The sequence below is a fragment of the Nocardia sp. NPDC004573 genome, from assembly GCF_053602135.1.
In genome coordinates, this window is the sequence record NZ_JBSGDA010000032.1 from 46,729 (window position 1) to 63,730 (window position 17,002).

23 protein-coding genes are annotated in these 17,002 nt (G+C 62.7%); 17 read left to right on the forward strand and 6 right to left on the reverse strand.

The window, feature by feature from the left end; translation table 11 throughout:
- Nucleotides 1-146 precede the first annotated feature (146 nt).
- Both ACWEKR_RS32165 and ACWEKR_RS32170 read left to right on the forward strand, forming a co-directional pair.
- Nucleotides 147-938: an alpha/beta hydrolase gene (locus tag ACWEKR_RS32165; RefSeq protein WP_452357688.1), complete on the forward strand. Its 792-nt coding sequence runs from the start codon at nt 147-149 to the stop codon at nt 936-938.
- A 115-nt stretch (nt 939-1,053) separates the two neighbouring features.
- Nucleotides 1,054-1,596 carry a GNAT family N-acetyltransferase gene (locus tag ACWEKR_RS32170; protein WP_452357689.1) on the forward strand — a complete coding sequence of 181 codons (543 nt, stop codon included), beginning with the start codon at nt 1,054-1,056 and terminating at the stop codon, nt 1,594-1,596.
- 18 nt (nt 1,597-1,614) lie between these two features.
- Here ACWEKR_RS32170 and ACWEKR_RS32175 read toward each other — a convergent pair whose 3' ends face one another.
- Nucleotides 1,615-2,094: a GNAT family N-acetyltransferase gene (locus ACWEKR_RS32175; RefSeq protein ID WP_452357690.1), complete on the reverse strand. Its 480-nt coding sequence runs from the start codon at nt 2,092-2,094 to the stop codon at nt 1,615-1,617.
- A 272-nt stretch (nt 2,095-2,366) separates the two neighbouring features.
- On the opposite strand from ACWEKR_RS32175, the gene ACWEKR_RS32180 reads away from it, so the two are divergent.
- A complete protein-coding gene (locus ACWEKR_RS32180) occupies nt 2,367-3,188 on the forward strand; it encodes a hypothetical protein (RefSeq protein ID WP_452357691.1) in 822 nt (273 codons plus the stop codon).
- Nucleotides 3,185-3,718 (forward strand): restriction endonuclease, encoded by a 534-nt coding sequence (locus tag ACWEKR_RS32185; protein WP_452357692.1) that lies wholly within the window; start codon nt 3,185-3,187, stop codon nt 3,716-3,718. Before ACWEKR_RS32180 ends, ACWEKR_RS32185 begins: the two co-directional genes overlap by 4 nt.
- Before the next feature lie 148 nt (nt 3,719-3,866).
- Here ACWEKR_RS32185 and ACWEKR_RS32190 read toward each other — a convergent pair whose 3' ends face one another.
- Together ACWEKR_RS32190 and ACWEKR_RS32195 are read right to left on the reverse strand one after the other, a co-directional pair.
- Nucleotides 3,867-4,460, reverse strand: coding sequence for a 2'-5' RNA ligase family protein (locus tag ACWEKR_RS32190; protein ID WP_452357693.1), 594 nt, complete (start codon nt 4,458-4,460; stop codon nt 3,867-3,869).
- Between the two features lie 7 nt (nt 4,461-4,467).
- Nucleotides 4,468-5,823 carry a hypothetical protein gene (locus ACWEKR_RS32195; protein WP_452357694.1) on the reverse strand — a complete coding sequence of 452 codons (1,356 nt, stop codon included), beginning with the start codon at nt 5,821-5,823 and terminating at the stop codon, nt 4,468-4,470.
- A gap of 305 nt (nt 5,824-6,128) precedes the next feature.
- Between ACWEKR_RS32195 and ACWEKR_RS32200 the strand changes: the two genes are divergently transcribed.
- From ACWEKR_RS32200 to ACWEKR_RS32225, 6 genes are all read left to right on the forward strand, one after another.
- On the forward strand, nt 6,129-6,344 hold the full coding sequence (locus ACWEKR_RS32200; RefSeq protein ID WP_452357695.1) for a hypothetical protein: 216 nt from the start codon (nt 6,129-6,131) through the stop codon (nt 6,342-6,344).
- Between the two features lie 6 nt (nt 6,345-6,350).
- The gene (locus ACWEKR_RS32205) at nt 6,351-6,938 is read left to right on the forward strand and encodes a hypothetical protein (protein ID WP_452357696.1); all 588 of its coding nucleotides are present in this window, start codon (nt 6,351-6,353) and stop codon (nt 6,936-6,938) included.
- A gap of 6 nt (nt 6,939-6,944) precedes the next feature.
- Nucleotides 6,945-7,148 (forward strand): hypothetical protein, encoded by a 204-nt coding sequence (locus tag ACWEKR_RS32210; RefSeq protein ID WP_357810378.1) that lies wholly within the window; start codon nt 6,945-6,947, stop codon nt 7,146-7,148.
- Nucleotides 7,149-7,253: 105 nt separating this feature from the next.
- Nucleotides 7,254-7,796 (forward strand): hypothetical protein, encoded by a 543-nt coding sequence (locus ACWEKR_RS32215; protein ID WP_452357697.1) that lies wholly within the window; start codon nt 7,254-7,256, stop codon nt 7,794-7,796.
- Nucleotides 7,783-7,986: a hypothetical protein gene (locus ACWEKR_RS32220; protein WP_452357698.1), complete on the forward strand. Its 204-nt coding sequence runs from the start codon at nt 7,783-7,785 to the stop codon at nt 7,984-7,986. The genes ACWEKR_RS32215 and ACWEKR_RS32220 overlap by 14 nt, the downstream gene beginning before the upstream one ends.
- Nucleotides 7,987-7,989: 3 nt before the next feature.
- Nucleotides 7,990-8,259: a hypothetical protein gene (locus ACWEKR_RS32225; RefSeq protein ID WP_452357699.1), complete on the forward strand. Its 270-nt coding sequence runs from the start codon at nt 7,990-7,992 to the stop codon at nt 8,257-8,259.
- A gap of 102 nt (nt 8,260-8,361) precedes the next feature.
- Here the strand turns inward: ACWEKR_RS32225 and ACWEKR_RS32230 are convergent, their stop codons facing one another.
- From ACWEKR_RS32230 to ACWEKR_RS32240, 3 genes are read right to left on the reverse strand one after another with little or no spacing between them, the layout of a single operon-like run.
- Nucleotides 8,362-8,802 carry an NUDIX hydrolase gene (locus ACWEKR_RS32230; RefSeq protein WP_452357700.1) on the reverse strand — a complete coding sequence of 147 codons (441 nt, stop codon included), beginning with the start codon at nt 8,800-8,802 and terminating at the stop codon, nt 8,362-8,364.
- A gap of 6 nt (nt 8,803-8,808) precedes the next feature.
- Complete coding sequence (locus ACWEKR_RS32235; RefSeq protein WP_452357701.1) at nt 8,809-10,062, reverse strand: DegT/DnrJ/EryC1/StrS family aminotransferase; 1,254 nt, start codon at nt 10,060-10,062, stop codon at nt 8,809-8,811.
- Nucleotides 10,059-11,120 carry a Gfo/Idh/MocA family protein gene (locus tag ACWEKR_RS32240; RefSeq protein WP_452357702.1) on the reverse strand — a complete coding sequence of 354 codons (1,062 nt, stop codon included), beginning with the start codon at nt 11,118-11,120 and terminating at the stop codon, nt 10,059-10,061. Before ACWEKR_RS32240 ends, ACWEKR_RS32235 begins: the two co-directional genes overlap by 4 nt.
- A 216-nt stretch (nt 11,121-11,336) precedes the next feature.
- On the opposite strand from ACWEKR_RS32240, the gene ACWEKR_RS32245 reads away from it, so the two are divergent.
- From ACWEKR_RS32245 to ACWEKR_RS32275, 7 genes are all read left to right on the forward strand, one after another.
- Entirely contained in the window at nt 11,337-12,644 is a 1,308-nt protein-coding gene (locus ACWEKR_RS32245; protein ID WP_452357703.1) for an XRE family transcriptional regulator, read from the forward strand.
- Nucleotides 12,641-13,522: a phosphotransferase enzyme family protein gene (locus ACWEKR_RS32250; protein WP_452357704.1), complete on the forward strand. Its 882-nt coding sequence runs from the start codon at nt 12,641-12,643 to the stop codon at nt 13,520-13,522. Before ACWEKR_RS32245 ends, ACWEKR_RS32250 begins: the two co-directional genes overlap by 4 nt.
- 430 nt (nt 13,523-13,952) lie before the next feature.
- Nucleotides 13,953-14,267, forward strand: coding sequence for a WXG100 family type VII secretion target (locus ACWEKR_RS32255; protein WP_452357705.1), 315 nt, complete (start codon nt 13,953-13,955; stop codon nt 14,265-14,267).
- On the forward strand, nt 14,268-14,564 hold the full coding sequence (locus tag ACWEKR_RS32260; protein ID WP_452357706.1) for a WXG100 family type VII secretion target: 297 nt from the start codon (nt 14,268-14,270) through the stop codon (nt 14,562-14,564).
- Nucleotides 14,552-15,949 (forward strand): WXG100-like domain-containing protein, encoded by a 1,398-nt coding sequence (locus tag ACWEKR_RS32265; RefSeq protein WP_452357707.1) that lies wholly within the window; start codon nt 14,552-14,554, stop codon nt 15,947-15,949. The genes ACWEKR_RS32260 and ACWEKR_RS32265 overlap by 13 nt, the downstream gene beginning before the upstream one ends.
- Entirely contained in the window at nt 15,946-16,212 is a 267-nt protein-coding gene (locus ACWEKR_RS32270; RefSeq protein ID WP_452357708.1) for a hypothetical protein, read from the forward strand. The genes ACWEKR_RS32265 and ACWEKR_RS32270 overlap by 4 nt, the downstream gene beginning before the upstream one ends.
- Nucleotides 16,213-16,336: 124 nt before the next feature.
- Nucleotides 16,337-16,765: a hypothetical protein gene (locus tag ACWEKR_RS32275; protein WP_452357709.1), complete on the forward strand. Its 429-nt coding sequence runs from the start codon at nt 16,337-16,339 to the stop codon at nt 16,763-16,765.
- The last annotated feature ends 237 nt before the right edge of the window (nt 16,766-17,002 follow it).

Here is a 17,002-nt window from a genome sequence, read left to right on the forward strand (position 1 = left end):
CAGGCGTTCGCTGCACTGCTACAACGGCCGAGGCAGCATCTCGCCAGGGGAACCGCGGCCTTGTGCCGATCGCTGGCGGGGCGCGGATAGATACTGCACAACATGGGTTCGTCCGCCGCCGGGTTGTGAGCGAAGGGAGCTGTGCTGTGGAGGACATCACGGTGCGTTCGGTCGATGGTGTTCGACTCGATATCGCCCTTCATCCGGCTTCCTCAAGTACCGGCCGCGGGGTGGTATTGCTGGTCCACGGAATCACCGTAGATATGGATGAGGGCGGCGGGATGTTCATCCGGTTGGCCGAGCAGCTCGATGCTGCGGGGTTCAACGTGGTGCGGTTCTCCTTCCGTGGTCACGGCAACAGCGGCGGGACACCTCGCGGCGTCACGGTGGCTGGGGAATGTCTCGATCTCCAGGCTGCCGTGGAGGCTGTTCGTGAACGCTTTCCGGGGCCGCTTTCAATCGTGGCGGCAAGTTTCGGCGCGGTGTCCACGACGCTGTCACTGCCGTGGCTGGAAAGCACCCTCCATCGACTGGTGCTGTGGAATCCAGTTCTAGATCTACGCCGAACGTTCCTCGAGCCAGAGTTGGCTTGGGGAAAGGAGAACTTCGGCCCACAGCAGCAGAAAGACCTCGCAGAGCACGGATGGCTTGTCGTCGATGGCCAATTCGAGCTTGGCCGAGTGCTGTTCTACGAGTTCGCGCACTATCGGCCCCTCGATCTGTTCCTCGAAAGCACAGTGCCATCCCTGATCGTGCACGGTGACCGAGACTCAGCGGTCTCCTACGACATTGCCGCCGGAGCGGCTCGATCACGACAGAACACGACGTTGCACACTGTCTTCGGTTCGGATCATGGGTTTGACTCACGCCGGCGCGAGGACGAAGCAATCACCACGACGGTTGAATGGCTTGTCGACCAGTCCGCGTCTGAATCGTGAATACAGCTGACCTCTACGGTCCGAGCCGACTCGGCGAAACCTACCTGTGTCGGCACGAGCGGGTCATCGCTGAAATTCCGTCGCCGACGAGCGTCTCGCTGGGTACGGTTCGGGCATGTCACCTGACTCCGAGACCTCGATTGTACTCGATGCAGTGCGCCTTCGGCCGTTGCGCGCATCGGACGAGCAGGTGGTCCGCGCGGCGCATGAGGCCATGGCCGACAGCGACGGATTCCCCTTCGCATTGGGTCTCACACCGGCCATCCCGTGGCGGCAGTACCTATCGGCGCTGGAGGACTACCGCCACGGGATCAACTTGCCCGACGGAATCGTGGCAGCCACCTTCCTGGTCGCCACGGTCGATGACCAGGTCGTCGGCCGCACGTCCATCCGGCACACCCTCAACGACGGATTGCGTCAACGAGGCGGTCACATCGGCTACGGTGTCCTTGCACCATTTCGGCACCGTGGCTACGGCACCGCCATCCTCCGCCACAGCCTCACCGTCGCCCGCGCGATCGGCCTCGACCGGATACTCATCACCTGCGACGACAGCAACCTCGCCTCTCGGCGCATCATCGAAGCATGCGGCGGCATTGTCGAATCGGTCGTACCATGCAGCGACGGCACCCTGAGTCGCCGGTACTGGATCGATTGAGCTGCCGATCCGACGCGATCAGGTCAGGGGCAGTTCGTACACCGCACGGCTGCGGCCGGGTCCTTTGAAGTCGCTGATGATTGAGATGCCGTTGATCTCGTGGTCGCCTGGCACGTTGACGAATCCGAGGGCAGTCCAACTGACGTGTGCTGCGTGGTTCTCGGGTTCGGATGTCAGATACAAACGCTCGCAGCCCCACTTTTCAGCCTGTGACTGCACGCTGTGCAGGAGCGCTCGTGCGATGCCGCATTTCCGGTACTGGGGGTGGGTCATGACGTCCTGTACGTACACGTCTGCGGGGTCGTCTTGGCTTCGGAATGCGATGACTGCTCCGGTGATGGTGTTGTCCTCGCCGATCGTGATGGGGCAGGTCGAGGAGAACAGCTTGGCGTAGAGCCAGTAGTCAGACAAGGTGCGGGCACTGACAAATGGCTCCCCGAGCCCCATGAGTTCGCGGACTTCGCTGATGTGTTCTGGCTGTAGTGGCGTGACGATCACAGACACTCCTCGGTGTGGATCGGCCGTGGCGGAAGCCTCGGCGGGTTCACCATCCGCATGGGGGCGCCGAAGGCCACCGTCAGACCCTGTGACCCGCCCTGGAATCTTCCATTCGATAGCCTGCTCATCTGAGTGCTCAACCCATGCGGCCTCTCCGGTTGCCCCGTATCGTGGCCGGGCGGGCCCTCGTCTGAGAAGCTTGTCCGATGCCCTCGCCGACCAGTCCAACCCATGTCAGACACCTGACCTGCTTTCTCAGCTACACCCGTGACGTGGCTGCCGAAGCGAGCGTGCGCAGGACGCTTGGGCAGCTTCACGTCGATCTAACAACCAGCCTGGATGTTCCTGGAGGCACATCGCTTTCAGGTTCACTCTCACAGGCGGTGCTTTCCGCTGACTTCGTCTGTGTTGTGCTCGGAGCCGAAACACCTAGCCCCACAGTGATGTACGAAGCTGGTATCGCAGTCGGCGCCCGACGCCCACTCGTGGTGGTGACGAGCATCGAGGCCGATCAGGCGGTAGCGCAAACGATTGATGCGCCGATTATCCGATATCGAACTGCAGATGATAGTGCCATTCACGAAGGGTTGAGCGCCTACGTCAGCAATATCCAACCGCTAGCAGCAGAGCTGAAGGTTAATTGGGATGTTCTCTCGACCGAAACGGTTTCGTCGCCAATCCGTCCCCATCTCGAAGGGAGCAGGCTAGAAAGGACGATCGCTGCCTGGCTAGAGCAGTCCGGCGCAGCAGTGGTGGCAATCCACCCCGTCCAACGTGGGTTTGAAGCGGACATGGTCGCTACATTTCCTGCGCTCGGGGACGCATTCAGTCAAGTGGTAGTTGAAGTTAAAAGCGGTGATAGGACTTCTTGGACGGGATTCGATTTAGATAAGTTGCGCAACACCCTGAACATGTTCGGATCGAGGATCGGCATACTGGTGTCGCCCGATATTTCTCTAAACAGATCAACCATTGAAGGCGGGAAGGCGGTTCTCGCCGTATCGATGGACGAACTAGATCAGTGGGTGCAATCTGGTCAACTCGCGCGCCGACTGACTCGTCTGCGTAATGAGTTAGTGCACACACGGCCGTGACCGGCTACGACGTAGCGCTGCTTGCCAGCCTCCATGAGGCGTGCCGCACTGCCATCGGTTCCCACGCCCGCGGCAAGGCGCTTGAAGACTTTGTCGAGTACGTCTTTACCCAAGTCCCCTCGGTTAGCCTTTACGCGCGGGATGTAAAAGATCTTGATGGCGCTCAAGAGTTGGATCTGGTGTTATCGCATATACCAGCGATGTCCGAGATCCCTATATCAGATTTGCTGTTAATGATCGAATGCAAGAATGAGCAAACTAAAACCAGCGCCGCACAAGTACGCGAGTTTGGAGCAAAGCTGCGATCCCGCAGCCTGTCGATAGGAATATTTGTTACCGCCGCTGGCCTGTCGGGAAAGATAGGCGAGGCAGCTCATGCAGCGATACGCGATGAATTGGGAACCGGTATCGCGATAATTGTTGTACTCGCCCACGAACTTTCCACAATCGTGGAGCACGAGGACTTGGCCCGGCTGCTTCGTTACCGGTTGATGGAGCTGCGCACCTATCGGAGCTACCGAAGTTTCTGAAGAATTCGACCAGCGAGGAGCGACACCGTCACAAGACCAGATTTGGCAATAATGGCGAGCTAATTGCGCACTCGCTGCATTAAGACTGTAAGTAATTCTGACAGCGTATCCTCCTGCCATTAAAGGTTATGTGATGCCACTCATGCCTTCAGCACGCCAATGAGATTCGCGTAAGAACCTTCCACGCGTACGACCCCTCAAGGCGTTCCAGCGCAACCATCGCCACGTCCGTGATGGCGATGTCCGTCTGGCACATGGTGACATTGATGCGATCAACCACCGCATCGGCATCCGCTACTGCAGCTCCCCCGGACTCGGGGTAGGCAATCGTCACATGCGGATTAGATGCCGTCTCCTTGATCCGCGCGCCGGGGTAAGCGGACAATGTTGCACCGCGCAGTGCGCCACGAAGCTGTTCGACCGGCGCAGCGGGTGACACGTCGAACGCCAACGCCCCGTGCATGTTGCCAAGACGGTGGACGGCTACACCGAAGGTCGGCACATCCCGACACGCCTGTGCTGCAGCCCTTGCGATGGCGTTGAGTTCGCCCGGGGTGCATTCTCCAGGGTACGCGATTCTGTCTAACGTCAGATGCAGGCTGCTCAGAGGAGCGAAGTCGAAGCCCGGCACCTTGATCGCCGCCTGGCACTCGCTGGCCAACAACCGAAGCTCCGAGCTGTGCTCGAAGGTGAGGAACCAGTAGCAACCGAGTGGGCCAATGCGGTCCTTGGTCCGTCCCATGTCCGGTCTATTCCGTTTGCTCATTGATATCAAGGCTCGTCACACTGGCCAGCACGTCGCGGACGGCCCGCAGCGGTGATGCGTCCCCCCACCGAGCGGTAGCGTCTTCCACAAACTCTGATGCCCGGCGCCGAACCTGCATCATCGGCGTCCCCGCTGAAATATCAAGGGCATCAATCATGATGCCCGTGGCTGCGTCCAAGTCACCGCCTGCCGACACCACGTGCGACCGCGCCAGATCGATCATGACCAACGACCGGCCCCAAGGAGAATTGTCGTCGCTCATCTCTGGCAAGGCCAGCTCGACATATCGTTCGACTCTATCCGGCATCGCCAAGGACAGATAAGCCGTCGCGGCATTTCCGGCGACCTGCGCCGGGCTGTAGCTTTCCAGCGAAATGCTGGAAGGCACACCATCCGGCGCCTCGTTACGAGACACCAGGTCGTAGGCGTAATCAACAGCCTGATGGACCCCCTCGACATCGCCCAGCTTCCCCAGGGCCCGTGCGAGACCGTTTACTGCCAGCCGCACACTCTGCGGGCCGGAGTCCGCTTGGGCGAGACCATCTTGGGCATATTGCACGGCTTCAGCGTAGTGCCCGGCATAGTATTCGCAGAAGCTCTGCATGCCGCGGACCCACGCCATCAGGTTGGAATCTTCTGCGTAGTCGCCGAGCTGGAATGCTTCCAGGCAATAGGCACGAGCAAGCGGAAAGTTGCCGCGGCCAACAGCGATGTACCCCAGCAGACCCGAGGTTTCGCTCGCGATTTCGAACAGTCGGCGCCGCTGCTGGGGATGGCTGCACTCGTTGAGGACTTGGTCGATCCATCGGCGCTGTTTTCGCAGAGTAGCAACAAGATCGGCAGGCTCAAGTGTCTCGTACCGCGCGATACTTCGGACCGTACTGCGCTGCAGATGCTGAATCACCTCGGCGTTGACCGAGCGGCTCAGCTTGTGAACCCGGCTCAGCACATCGATCAGGTCGTCGTCTGCTCCGTGGCCGGCCCCGACCAATGACTTCCCTGAGTCGCCATCACTGGTAGGTGGCCCGGCGTCCCCGGGCAAGAGATGCATCGGTGAAGGTTTGCTCGGCAGAGAGCGATCCCGATCCGACGTATCCTGGGCGGGCTGCTCCGTTCGAGCGACCAATCCGTGCCGCTCTCGCCACGCCGCCTCCCCCTCAGCCACGATCTGCTCGAAGCGGTCGCGGTCCTCGGGTGTCGCCCGCTGCTGGTAGGTCGTATCCAGGATGGCTTGGGTACCAGATCGCGGCGTGACCGCGCTCAGCCCGCTGCGCCAGTTCGTGATCGTGGTGGTCTCGACACCGAGCAGTGCGGCGAACTCACGGATCGACTTGCGCATTGCTTCTTGGAGTGCGGCGGCTTCGAAGCCGGTCCACTGTCGCGCTCGTACCATCGCCTTTGCCTATGTTTTTGGGCCTGACCTGGGCAAATACCTACGCTACGCCCACAGTACCCCATCACCGCGCGGTTACAGCCGAAACCACGTGTGCGCCAGGGTCAAAAGCGGTACCCGGTACCGGGCCGACGCCGCAAACCCCTCACGCGGCGCACCGGCGGCCAGGGTGGCGGGCCGGTGGCGAAAGCCCCCGGTATCGGGTACCACTCCGAACTTTGCCGCCTGGACCCGGAAAGAAGCACTGCGCGATGCCCACCAGTTCCCTCGCCATCTATCAATTGATCGCCATGACCGGACAGGCGGCGCATCAAGCGCCCCTAGTGCCGTTCACGATCTCGCAAGCGCATGCGGTGATGCGTTACCACATCGCTTGCCGGGCGAAGCGCTGTCCGCGAAAGGCCGCCGCGCTCAACACTCTGGTCCAGGCCGGCCGGGTGGTGCCCTCCGAGACGAAGCCGCGGTGAGCCGCTATGAGCGCACCGCCCAGCGGATCCCCGGAGAATCAGCCACCTGACTCCAATGAAAACAATTCGGCTAAAGCGACATCGAAGTGGCCGCCGTTCGAACCGCTGCCGTCGAGCGAGATGCTGCTGGCGGCGTTCGCCGGGCTGACGCCGATCACAAACACCGACATCCTCGATCCGGCGGGCGACCTGGTGGTGAGCCGGGAGCGGTACCGGCTGGCGTCCGAAGTACTGGCGAGCGGCGCCGTCGCTAACGAAAGGGTGCAGTCTGTTGCGACGGCGCTGGTTTCGGCCAAAGAGGAACTCGACTTGCTGGTGACGATCATCGACGACGCCGTGGGCAAGCGACTGCAACGTCGCCAGGGCGGGGCGCAACCCGCGTGCCCGGATGCGGAAGCCCGGCCGGTGCCGGTGCATACGGAATCGGTCGGGCAGATCGCGGCCCGGATGGCCGCGCTATGGGAAGTTGTCAGCGCCACCGCGGGCGACGTCGGTGACCTGCCAGAAGCCGACCGGCTGATGGAACTGTGCGAGGGCTACGACAGTCTGGTCGCGGACATCGAAGCGGGCCAGCGCCTTCCGCCAGGGTTGTGATGCGCCATGCAACCGACACAGCCGCCGCGGCGAATCCGCCACATCCACATCGAATCCGGCGCGCTGCGCCTGGACTTCCAAGCCAGCGCCGAGCAGGCCCAGCACGTAGCCGACGAGTTGGCGCAGGGATTCCCGGAGCTGGTGGTGACGGTCGATGACGACGTACAACCCGATTTGCCACCGCTCCCCTGCGCCGCGCTCTGGGACTAACCCGTTTTCTCCATCGCCCACGTTCCGTGGCCGTGCGCGCCCACTCATATCGTCCAAATCCAGAGGGATACAACATTTATGTCGTATAAACGGCCCGAGTATGTCGTGTATGGGCCCACTCCAGAAAAGCCACTTGCCTTCACGCTTCCGCCCGTTGAGGCCCAACCCAATCAGCCGTTGCCGGATGCCGGGCCGCTTCTGCGGGTGTGCGCGGGCGCGGAGGAACCGACCACTGCGCTGCTGCGGTGCGCGCGGCAACTGGTTGGTGAGTGGCGTCATGTACACGAACATGGCCGCAGCGGCTCGGCCTCGGTCGATGAACAGCTCAACTTGCTGATCTGGCTGATCGACCGAGAGGCAGGCGGGCACACCAGCGGGATTGCGTTCGAGGCAGACGCTCCGATGTCTCCCTCGTCGTACGGCGATTGGGTGGCGTGGCTGGCGTGGAAGTACGCGCTATATGCGCTGCGGCAGCACGACTCGGAACACCACGAGCGCGACGCGGCCGAGCTGATGGCCTGTATCCGGGCGTTCGACCAGTTGGTCGCCGACGTGCAAGCAGGGCGGGTGCGTCTGCGGGAGCAGGCAGGGAAGTTTCCGCCCGAGACGGTCCAGCGATCCGCAGGAGACGATCATGACTACCTCTGACCCATTGCCTCACAAGACGTTTGTCTCCGCAGATGGCAAATTGGCGGAGTTCATGTGCCAGGTGCATCTGATGGAGCTGACCCGCCCCCGCGCCCGGGAGCTGAGGCATATCCACCGCTTTCACCACCCGGACGAATGCATCGTGCATCTGGAGGCGGCTTGTCTGCTGCTGATCGAGGATGGCTTCTGACCAATGCAGCCGCTCATCGTCGCTATCCCGTGGGTCGGGTCGGTCTTCTTCATCGGCGTGCTGTGCTTCCGGCTCGGCTACTGGTGGAAGACGACGGAGCTGCAGGGCCGGCATGCGGTAGGAAATGTGCCGGGGCGAGACGATCGGTGGGAGTCCGACGAAGCTGACCTCGGTGACGAAGCATCGATGAGTGCATCGCCAGCGGCAAGACCGGGGCAGTGGCGGAGCGATGATGACGACACCGGGGTGATGCCGGTATCGACAACGCTGTAAATGACCAGTAGGGAACGTAGCCCGCTCCGTTTCTGGAGCGGGCTACTGGCGGTGCGGAGACTTCGGTTTGTACCCGTCGGCGCGGCCGATTTGACTGTGCGGTCAGCTCTCGCGGTACCGCGCCAGTACCTGCTTCACGGCATCCGTGACCGGTGGTTCCTCTTCCAGGCTGGTCCAGGTGTAGGCGTCGTGTTCGGTCAGCTGCACAGGCTCGGCATGGCCGACCTCGACGGTGAAGTTGAACTGTCGGCTTTTCTTGCCGCTGCCGGACTGGTAATCGAACTCGCCGAGGTAGTTCGTGATGGCGGTGACCTCGAGGCCGGTCTCTTCCTTGACTTCCCGAATGAGAGCTTCGTCGATGGCTTCGCCGGGATCGACTTTGCCGCTGGGAAGTTCCCAGATCCCACCCATGAAATCATCGGCGGGTCGTTGCAGCAGAAGGACTTTGCCGCCGTGCTGGACGACGGCACCGACGATGAGTTGTTGTACCTCGTCCCGGTCGGCTTCGCACGTCAACTGCTCCAGCAGTGTTGTCTCGATCATCTAGTTCTATCCTTTCAGGTCGGCGTGGTGGGTGATGACTTTGTAGAGCGCTTCGATGTAGCGGTCGACGAGCGGCAGGTCCTCGTCTCGATGCCACACAGGAAGCTTGAGCGTGGCGTGGTGGAGCTTTTCGGCGCGTGGGTAGTCGCCGAGAGCGTAGGCCAGCTTGCCAGTGAAGGCCGGAAACAACGGACCTGGCTCTTGGAACAGCGGTAGCAGATTGAGGGGGCACGTCGATCCGGGCCGGTCGAACTCGCGGCAGCCCTCGGCCTGGAGTGCGGCGTGAAAGCGCTCCACCGGCACGTCATCGAAGAATTCACTGTCGTAGAGAATCGTGAGTCCGTACCAGGCTGGTCGCGTGTGCGGTTCGTGCCAGGTGATGGTCAGGCCGGGCTCTCGCCGGAGTTCGTCGTGGATGTACTCGGCGATGCGTTGACGCCCTGTGAGGTAGTCATCCAGATGTGCAAGTTGTTCCAGCGCGAAGGCTGCGGCCAGCGGGTGGATGCGATGTTTGAGTCCCATGCCTGTCACGGCGTAGCGGCTGAGGTCGGAGCGGGCTGGGATTTCGTTTCGGCACCGCTTGTTGTACTGGCCGTGCAGCAAGACGCGGTGGTACACCTCCTCGTCATCGGTGAGGATGAAGCCGCCTTCCCCTGCGGACAGCGGTTTCGGCCCGTTCATGCTGAACGCGGCGGCTTGCCCGAATGTCCCGATCTTCTGCTCACCGATGCTCGCGCCGTGAGCATGGGAGGCGTCTTCGAGCAGCGATAGCCCGTGGGCGTCCGCCAGTGTGCGTAGACGTTGGACTTGTGCGGGCATCCCCCACATATGCGTTACCACGATGGCTTTGGTTCGCTTGGTAATGCGTCGCGGCACGTCGACCGGATCAAGGTTGCCACTGGCGTCGCAATCGGCGAGTACGGGGGTAGCGCCCAAGTGCAGCAGCGGTGTGGCGGTGGCGAAGAAGGTATACGCAGGGACAATCACCTCATCACCTGGCCCAATGCCGCAGGCGGCATACATCGAATACAGCGCAGCGGTGCCTGAGCTGGCGAGCACGGCGTAGCGGGTGCCGAAGTAGTGCTGGAGTGCGTCTTCGAGTCGGGCGATGACACCGGAGCGGTCATAGATCGAGATGGCCTCGTCGAGCTGATCGAGGATGGCGATGCTGGTGGCCTCGGTCAGTGGGGGCCATGCAAAGTGCGGTGCTGCTTCGGTTATGACGGGTGGGCCGCCGAGCAGCGCCAGTGGTGAGGTCACAAGAGCTCCTTGGGATTGATGTGGTTGCGGGTGCGTGCGGCCTCGTAGCAGGCGGTGACAAAGGCCATGTGAGCGAGGTTTTCGGCAGGACCGCTGAGGTTCGGTCGCGTGCCGTCGATGACGCGGTGGAAGTAGTCGATCTGGCAGGCCGCGGCTGAGGGCCAGGCTTGTTCCCGACGCAGCGACTCGATGACCTCGCCGCTGTTGGTCAGCCGGCGGATGCGGCCGCGTTCCAGATGTACGACGCCGTCAGACCCGACGAGCCGGATCTCTTCGGTCTTCGGCCCGATGAACCGCGAGAGCAGCAACGAGCCATAGAGGCCGCTGTCGTAGGAAAAGTGGACGAGCGCGGTGTCTTCGGCGTCATAGCGCCGGTCCGGCCGCGCACCGACCGACAGCTCGGCTGTGATGCTGTCGGGCAATCCGAAGTACCACAGGAGCAGGTCGATGAGGTGGTAGCCCATGTCGATCACACAGCCACCGCCCGCCTTGGCGGTCTGCCCGCGCCAACCCTCGGACGGATCATCGACATGCACGGTGTAGCGGGCGTCGATCAGAAACGGCGTGCCGATCTGATCAGCGAGCTGCGGGAAGCTCGTGTATATCGGGTTGAATCGCCGTTGCAGCGTGACCATCAGTTCGATGCCGGACCGTTCGCACAACTGCGCCAGTCCGTTGGCCTCGACCAGGTCGGTCGCGAACGGCTTCTCCTTGAGAACGTGGACCTTATATTCCGCGGCCGACTCGATCACCGCCCGACCGACATCGTGCGGCACGCAGACCACCACCAGGTCGAGCGCCTCGGCCTCGAACATTTCGCGATAATCGGCGAAGCCGGGCACCTGATGCGCTGATTCCTGCTCGCGCACGACACTCGCATCCTCATCACAGACGGCGACCAGCTCGACGTGGTGCGAGGCTACGAGTGCTGGAAGGTGATCATTGATCGCCTGGCGCCCGAGGCCCACCACACCGGCGCGCAGTGTTGGACTGCGGTCAGCGACACGGCGCGACGTGCGCCATCCAGATTCGATGTCCGGGCGGGTGATGCGCGACACCGGTGCCGCGCCGCGCGCGCCTCGGACCGATTCACATGGTCTCATTCGATCCCCCAACTGATCGCCGTGCAGACGGCCCTGCATATCGGAGCCGTCGTCCCAGACTCACGCACGCGGCGCGTCTAGAAGAGGGCAATTTACGGGGCAGATAATCTGCCCGACCGAGCGTCGGTGCTGCTGGATAGACTGAACCGACCGACATCGGCGAGGGGACGCATGCAACCGAACGTGCAACTCCAGCAGCGACGAGAAGCCACACCGTCGCGGGTGACACCTGGTCAGGTGATGGGCCGCGCCGAGCTGGCCGAGACCGTCAACGCCTATATCTGGCGCCAGCACGGTCAGCGGCGCGAACTCGATGCCCGCACCATCGCCCGCTACGAGCGCGGCACCGTCCGCTGGCCCAACAAGCTCTACCGGGAAGCGCTCCGCACCATCCTGCACGCCACCGATAGCGAACTGGGCTTCGTACCGAATCGGAGGCGCCGCGAAACGCCGGCGATGCCGGACCGCACGCTCACGGTGAGCCTGTTCAGCCCTTTCGACCCAGCCAGCGGTCCCGCCCACTATTTCGGCCCGAATGTCGAGGATAAGCCGACTGGCCGTGTCGGCATGACCGAAGTCATCAACATCCAAACAGCCACCCGCACAATCGCGTCCGCGGAGAACCTACGTGGTGGCGGCTCGATCAGCCTTGTCGCGGGCAGGCAACTTGGCCGCTTCGCGCGGCTACTCGATGCGAAGGCGTCGCCGACTATCCGCAGGGCCCTGCTCGAAGCGATTGGCAACTTCGGCAGCGTCGCCGGATATGCGGCCTTCGACATCGGCGATCACACGGAGGCTGAGCGAAGGTTCCGGCTCGCTTTGTGGTGCGCCGACACAGCCGGATCCTGGGAGCTGCGCGCCAGCACGCTCGCCGACATGGCACGCAAGATGGCATATATCGGCAACGCTGATAGCGGATTATCGCTCATCGAGCTTGCCCAGGTGCGATCCGACCGGCTGTCCGCCACAACCCGCGCCATGCTCAGTGCCCTACGCGCCCAATACTTGGCCGCCGTGAAACGACCCGACGAAGCACTCTCCGAGGTGGCACGCGCCGACGAATACTTCGCCCAGCGCAGCCCCGCCACCGACGCTCCCTGGCTGTGCTTTTACGACGAGGCCGAGCACCTCGGCAGCACCGGCAAGGCCCTGATCCCGGTCGCACAGGCGCAGCACCGAATCGATCTGGCCGCACCAAGAATCGAGCGTGCCGTCGAACTTCAAGCCGCGGAATACCCTCGCTCCCAAACGTTCTCGCTTACCCGGCTGGCAACCTTGACTATGCAGCTCGGCGATCCGAAGGAAGCAGTCGCCCTTGGGATCCGTGCCGCCACACAGGCCAGCCAGCTAGATTCCCATCGCATCCACAACGAACTGCAGCGACTGGCCGCTGCTTCGTCACCTCACCGGCGAATGAGCGACGTCGTGGAACTGCGCGAGGTCATCACCCGCCGATGTCCGGCGAGAGCAGCGCTATGACTGCCACAACGGTATCCAGGGAAGTACTGGCGAAGGCCGCCCAGCAAGCCGGGCTCGAGCTGCATCAGCCAAAGGTGATCCGCGAAGGATCTCACGCCATCTACCGGGTCAGTGACATCGTGGCGCGGATCGGAAGGCGCGGCAGCCTGGAGGATGCCGAGCGGGAACTGCGCGTGTCGAGATGGCTCAATAGCTCCGGCATCCCGACCGTGGAGGCGGTATCAGAGCTGCCTCAGCCGATCGTTGTCGACGACCGCCCCGTCACCTGGTGGCACCTCATCCCGCAACATCGGCCAGCCACACCTGCCGAACTCGGAGCCATGCTCCGTGCGCTCCATTCGTTGACACCGCCAGCCCATTTCGAGCTGCCGAGATACGACCCGTTCGGCGATCTTCGCGAGCGATTGGCCACCGCGGGCGTGGTGGACGTCGATGACCGAAGGTGGCTGCTGACACGCTATGACAAGCTGCGTAAACAGTATGACAAACTGCCGGAACCTCTGCGCCTCATGGTCATTCATGGCGATGCCTGGCAAGGCAACCTGGTCGTGCCTCCGTCAGGCATTACGACGGTGCTGGATCTCGATAAGGTGTCGCTTGGCCGTCCGGAATGGGATCTCGTGCAACTGGCCGTTGACTACACCGACTTCGCGCGAGTCTCCGACGCCGATTACCTGTCCTTTGTGAACGCCTATGGTGGCTACGACGTCACGACCCGGCCAGACTTCCGCGTATTCGCCGATATCCAGGAACTCAGATGGGTCGGGTTCGCTCTCGAACGAACCTGTGCGAGCAGAACTGCTGAGAGGCAGGCCAAGCATCGGATCGCATGCCTCCGCGGAACAGTGTCGCGACCCTGGCAATGGGAAGCGCTGTGACGGCGGCGGTCTCGTCCAGAAGGCCCTCATTCCCTCATACGGGGGATTGGCGGATTCCTCTCTCGCGCGTAGTCGCGCGTAAACGAGGTCAAGCCAGGGGTAGTTACACCGTCCACAGCACACACCTGTCCTCGGCCATCCGGTAGAGAAGGAGCCGATCCCGAAACAGGCTCCAGGATCAATCTTGGCCTTTCAAGATCTGTAGCAGTCGGGTTGCGGCGTGGGCGAGGGGGATGGTTTCCTGCTCGATCCGGCGAAACGCCTTCGTCCGATCGGTTCCTGGAGGGCATCGGATGCTCGGGAGCGGTCGCCGCAGTGCACACTATGGTGCCAGCCGGTGGATAGCGAGTGCCCCGTAGCCGTCCGAGAGAGTCTATGACACTGTAGATTTCGGTTGGCGCGGCTGATCGACGTGGTGAGGGGAGGGCGAGTGACCGATCGTGTGGATGTTGATCCGGCTGAGGTGCACGCCACCGCTGGCTGGCTGGAAACTTCGGCGCGGGAGTTCACCGACGAGCTCAATCGCTTGATGAAGCAGGTGCGGTCGTTCGTCGGCGGTGATTGGCAGGGCCTGGCGGCCGGATCCCATCACGACGCGTGGGCCGAGTGGGAAGACGGCGCCCGTCAGGTGATCGCTGGCCTGGAACATGATGCGGCTGCCCTGCATGCAGCAGCAGACGGTTTCTCGACCACCGATCAGGGTAACGCCGACTCGATCGGCGCGGTCGATCCCGGAGTGGCATAGGTGGACAGCAGCGATTACCGCGTCGATCTGGCCGGAATGCAGGCCCTGGTCGATCAGGCCGCTGATCTGGAGAAGCGAATCGACGATCGGGTACGCGACATCCATTCCCGCATCGCCGACCTGCACATCAACTGGACCGGCCAGGTCGCCGACGCGCACCGCGCCGCCGCCACGGAATGGGCCAGCGGTGCGGCAGAAATGAACGCCGCTCTTGGGGAACTTCGGCAAGCACTGGGGCGGGCACGAACGGTCTATCACAGTGTGGGCCAGACGAACGTCGGGATGTGGCCGCGGTGACGGCACCGACCGTCCCGGTGATTGTTCACCGTGCCGATGAATACGTGTCTGCTGGTGAGGTTTTCGGTCAGATGTCGACCGACATGGTGACCACACACTCATCGCTTGTCGCGGTCTTGACCGCGTATGCGGGAATGGCTGGCAGCGACAGCGTCGGCGGGCAGTGGGCAACCGGCTACGACGAGGCCGCCCAACTCGCGATCTCGACGTCGTCGAAACTGACGACCTCGTGCGGTCAGATCCGAGACTTGATCGTCGTCGGTGCTCACAATCATCAGGTCGCCGAAGCCGCTGCTGCTCACCGTGAACTCCCGCCGCCACCAGTGCCATCGCTGTCGGTGGACCCGTGTCTGCCCGAGAGCATTCCTTCTGCAGCGGGCGACGGGATCCCGGAGCCGTTCGGGTGGTCGTTCATCAAGGATGCCGTCGGCTTCGGGTGGCCGAACGGACATCAAGACCAACTCAACGCGGCCAAGACCGCCTGGCATACCGCTGCCGCCGACTTCCGCACGGTCGCCGGTCAAGTCCCCCACGCCGTCGACATGCTCACCAACCAGCAGTCACCCGAGATCGACATCGCGGTGACCACCTGTCGAGCGCGGCAATCAGATCTCCACACGTTGGCCGACACATGCCAGACCCTCGGAGATGCCTGCGGCGAGTATGCACACTACCTCGACGAAGCCCACCACCAGATCCTCGACGAACTCGAAGCTCTCGCCATCGAGACGGTCGCCGCCGAGGCCGCATTCGCAGTCCTCGCACCGTTTACCGCGACCGTGTCCGAATGGGTCGGCAATGCCGCCCTGGCCGGGCGAATCGCTGTGAAGGCCCGGCGTATCGCAACGATCATCGGTGAGCTCTCAGCGAGGGTGGCGAAAATCGTCACCAACACCGTCCGGCCCCTCGTCGAGCGGCTGAAACCTCTGCTCGAGAAGATCCGGCTCTGGGTGGAAGCGGCGAGAACCAAGTTCCTTGGTCGCGGCCGACCCGCCGCTTTGTACTCACGCTCCGGCGCCCTGTCGAACCGAGAAGTCCTCGAAGGCAATGTCGGACTACCCAGAACCATGGAAACGATCGAATACTACGCAAGACTGGCCGGTGTAGACCTCCGCGGCACCAAACTGGAAATACTCGATGACGCCGACACGATCTCCTACCTGGACTTCCAAGGGGCTATCGCCAGAACCGACTCCCTCGGAGTACAGCTCGGGCCAGCAGCTTTCCAGGACGCGGAAACACTTGTCCGCACGCTGGCACACGAGAGCGTGCACGTCCGGCAATACGCGGACGGTAGCATCAGCTCGATGACCAGCGCGCTGGAACAAGAAGCCTACGCAGCCGAGGACGCATTCGTCGATACCTGGCGGAGGAACACACAATGACCGAATCGCGCTTGATCGTCGAAAGAGTCGACTTCCTCCCCACGCGCGCGCAATGGGTATTCGTCACCGGCACGCTGTCCGGCGACCCCGTCCATATCGGCGACACGGTGGCCGTCGAAGACGCTGACCAGCGAACCATCACCACCATCAAATCCATCGAAATCCACAGTCCACCAGGCAAGACGACGATCGCGCTGGACGTCGCTCTTCGACCGCTGATCACCACGGGCACAGTAATCAGCCGTCAGGGATGTATACGGTGAGCAAGCAATTGTCACCCGCCCTGCCCGACACGGAGTTCCTCGTCGCCGCCAAGGCTTCGTCGTGCGCCAAACCGAATGACCTGATCTATTAGCCGCAGGTAGCCCAAGGAACCGACTCACAGCCATGACCAACCTCCAGCAATGGGAGCAGCGGCTCCAGCAAGACCTCGCCCAGATCCGCCGCAACGGCCAGCAACTCGCCAAGCAGGCAGCCAGCCTCCGGGGCCGCGGCGAAGTCCGCGGAGTCCTGATCGAAGTCGACACCACAGGCGAGATCACCGACCTGAAGATCGCACCCGGCGCCATGAAATGGACCAGCACCCAGCTCACCAGCGCCCTGCTCGACTGCCACCGCAAAGCCCGCACCGAAGTGCGAGCCAAAGCCGAACGCCTCCTGCAACAAGCCGACCCCCGCATCCGCGACCAGGCCAAACTCCTCGAAACAACACCAACACCCACAGGTCGAAGCAGGCCGACCAGCGAAGCCGACGTCCAAGCCGCCGACGATGCGTACTTCGAACGCCGAAACCTGTACGGCGGCTGGACCGACTGACTTCCCGCCCCACCACCAGTCCCGCCCGCGAGCCTGGCTGAAGCCGCCGCCTAGAACGCGATGCGTGATACCGCGAACCGGGACGCGATCGGCAGGCTGGCCTGACTGGACCTACCGTGTCAATGGATGACCGTTATCGGGTCAATCTCGAGCAGCTCGAAACCGCAATCCGTGCCATGAAGTCGTTCGGCCGCAGGGTCGAAGACTGGTTGGACGAGGTGGAGCTTCACATCGCCG

Coding starts and splice junctions, on each gene's coding strand:
- ACWEKR_RS32250 (WP_452357704.1), top strand. CDS start 12,641: ATGACTGCCACAACGGTATCCAGGGAAGTACTGGCGAAGGCCGCCCAG.
- ACWEKR_RS32200 (WP_452357695.1), top strand. CDS start 6,129: ATGCCCACCAGTTCCCTCGCCATCTATCAATTGATCGCCATGACCGGA.
- ACWEKR_RS32205 (WP_452357696.1), top strand. CDS start 6,351: ATGAGCGCACCGCCCAGCGGATCCCCGGAGAATCAGCCACCTGACTCC.
- ACWEKR_RS32245 (WP_452357703.1), top strand. CDS start 11,337: ATGCAACCGAACGTGCAACTCCAGCAGCGACGAGAAGCCACACCGTCG.
- ACWEKR_RS32275 (WP_452357709.1), top strand. CDS start 16,337: ATGACCAACCTCCAGCAATGGGAGCAGCGGCTCCAGCAAGACCTCGCC.
- ACWEKR_RS32170 (WP_452357689.1), top strand. CDS start 1,054: ATGTCACCTGACTCCGAGACCTCGATTGTACTCGATGCAGTGCGCCTT.
- ACWEKR_RS32225 (WP_452357699.1), top strand. CDS start 7,990: ATGCAGCCGCTCATCGTCGCTATCCCGTGGGTCGGGTCGGTCTTCTTC.
- ACWEKR_RS32220 (WP_452357698.1), top strand. CDS start 7,783: ATGACTACCTCTGACCCATTGCCTCACAAGACGTTTGTCTCCGCAGAT.
- ACWEKR_RS32270 (WP_452357708.1), top strand. CDS start 15,946: ATGACCGAATCGCGCTTGATCGTCGAAAGAGTCGACTTCCTCCCCACG.
- ACWEKR_RS32230 (WP_452357700.1), bottom strand. CDS start 8,802: ATGATCGAGACAACACTGCTGGAGCAGTTGACGTGCGAAGCCGACCGG.
- ACWEKR_RS32210 (WP_357810378.1), top strand. CDS start 6,945: ATGCAACCGACACAGCCGCCGCGGCGAATCCGCCACATCCACATCGAA.
- ACWEKR_RS32190 (WP_452357693.1), bottom strand. CDS start 4,460: ATGGGACGGACCAAGGACCGCATTGGCCCACTCGGTTGCTACTGGTTC.
- ACWEKR_RS32195 (WP_452357694.1), bottom strand. CDS start 5,823: ATGCGCAAGTCGATCCGTGAGTTCGCCGCACTGCTCGGTGTCGAGACC.